At 64.8% G+C, this 2,264-nt stretch carries 2 protein-coding genes; both read left to right on the forward strand.

Translation table 11 applies throughout. The annotated features are described in order from the left end of the window. Window positions 1-1,369, forward strand: a 1,369-nt coding sequence (istA, locus tag EYW49_RS22720; RefSeq protein ID WP_131312011.1) for an IS21 family transposase, incomplete at its 5' end; no start/stop codon positions are given. 12 nt (window positions 1,370-1,381) lie between these two features. Further along, window positions 1,382-2,158: an IS21-like element helper ATPase IstB gene (gene istB, locus EYW49_RS22725; protein ID WP_131312013.1), complete on the forward strand. Its 777-nt coding sequence runs from the start codon at window positions 1,382-1,384 to the stop codon at window positions 2,156-2,158. Window positions 2,159-2,264 lie beyond the last annotated feature (106 nt).

Genomic DNA, 2,264 nt, shown 5'->3' on the forward strand with positions numbered 1-2,264 from the left:
CGCCTGTGACGACGACGCCCAGTTGGAGAAGCTTCTGTTCGGTCGCGTCGGCCGACCGCCGCAAGATCTGAGCGAGCCGGATTGGGCGCAGGTCGGCCGCGAGTTGAAGCGGACCGGCGTGACGCTGACGCTTCTGTGGCAGGAGTACCGTGGCGCGCACCCCGATGGTTATGGCTTCACCTGGTTCTGCGAGCGATTTGCCGCCTTCCGGAAGCGGACGAGTGCAGTGTTCCGCAACCGCCACGCGGCGGGCGAGGTCATGCAGACCGACTATGCCGGGCCGACGGTGCCGGTGATCGACCCGGCGACCGGGGTCATCCATCCGGCCCAGATCTTCGTCGCGGTGCTGGGCGCTTCCAACCTGACCTTCGCCCATGCCAGCCTCAGCCAGAAGCTGGCGGATTGGATCGACGGCCAAGTGCGGGCGCTGACCTTCTACGGCGGCGTCACAAAGGCGGTCGTCTGCGACAATCTGAAGTCCGCCGTGGCCAAGGCGTTGTGGTTCGAACCGACGCTGACCGCGACATTCGCCGCGTTTGCCGAGCACTACGACACAACGATATTGCCGGCACGCAGCCGGAAGCCGCGCGACAAGGGCCGCGTCGAAGGAGCCGTCCTGATCGTCGAACGCTGGATTCTCGCCCGGCTCAGGAACCGCAGGTTCTTCTCGTTGGCCGCCCTCAACGTGGCGATCGGCGAACTGCTCGAGGATCTGAACAACCGGCCGATGCGCCATGTCGGCAAGAGCCGCCGCCAACTGTTCGAGGAGATCGAGCGGGCGGCTCTGGCACCATTGCCGGCGGTTCCCTTCGAATATGCGGAATGGAAGACGGCGAAGGTTCATCCTGACTACCATGTCGAAGTCGACAAGACCTTCTACTCGGTACCGCATCGACTGATCGGGAGCACCGTCCAGGTGCGGCTCACCCATCGTGTCGTCGAGATATTCCATGACCACAGGCGCGTCGCCAGTCATGTCCGCCGCTCTCAGCGCTGCGGCCATGTCACCGTCGACGATCACATGCCCAAGGCCCATCAGCGCTACGCCAACACCACGCCGAAGAGCCTGATCGACCGGGCCGGGCACATCGGCCCCAACGCCGTCATCATGGTCGAACGCATGATGGCCGACCGGCCGCACCCCGAGCAGGGATACCGCGCTGCCATGGGCATCCTGTCGCTGGCGCGGCGCTATGGACCGGTACGCCTCGATGCCGCCTGCGAGCGGGCCCTCACGATCAACGCGATCACCTACTCCTCCGTCGCCTCCATCCTCAAAACCGGCCTCGACCGGGAAAGACCGCAGGCCGAACAAGCCGCGCCGACGCCTGCGCACGCCAACATCCGCGGCGGCGCCTACTACCAGTGAAGGACCGAAAGAATGCTGACGAATCCGACGCTCGATCAGATGCGCACCCTCGGGCTGGCCGGCATGGCCGCCGCTTGGCGCGAACTCGCCGAACAGCCCGCTTCGAACGACCTGGGCCGCGACGAGTGGCTCGGTCTCATGCTCGACCGAGAGGTCGCCGCGCGAGCCGACAAACGCATCCGCAACAAGCTCGCCTCCGCCAAGCTGCGCTTCGCCGAGGCCTGCATCGAGGATATCGACTTTGCCGCGCCGCGCGGCCTCGACCGGCGCAACACCCTCTCCCTCGCCCAGGGAGTGTGGCTGAAGGCCAACGAGAACCTGATCATCACCGGTCAGACCGGAACAGGAAAGTCCTGGTTGTCCTGTGCCTTCGCCCGACAGGCGGCGAGGCAAGACCACTCCGTGCTCTATACGCGCGTGCCTCGCCTGTTCGAAGAACTTGCGCTCGCCCGCCTCGATGGTAGCTTCCCCAGGCTCTTCGCGAAGATCACCCGCGTCCAGTTACTCATTCTCGATGACTTCGGAACACACACGCTCTCCGACCAGCAGCGCTTCCATCTCTTCGAAATCGTCGAGGAGCGCTACCGCCGAAAATCCACGCTGATCACCGCACAAGTTCCAGTGGCAGGCTGGCACGACCTCATTGCCGACAATACCGTCGCCGACGCCGTGCTCGACCGCCTCGTCCACAACGCCCACCGCATCGAACTGGCCGGCGACAGCATGCGCAAGCAAAGGGCCTCGCCCCTCTTGACCCCCGCCGAAAACGGCGAAACCTATAACCCCTGACGAAAACGAGGCACCCGAGGACCACCCCGTCAAAACTGTCCGGACTTTAGCGGAAACGCTGTCCGGGAATTAGCGGAATGGCTGTCCGGATTCAGCGAAGCGCGCA

Origin of the sequence: Siculibacillus lacustris, from assembly GCF_004328075.1 — a bacterium.
GTDB lineage: Bacteria > Pseudomonadota > Alphaproteobacteria > Rhizobiales > Ancalomicrobiaceae > Siculibacillus > Siculibacillus lacustris.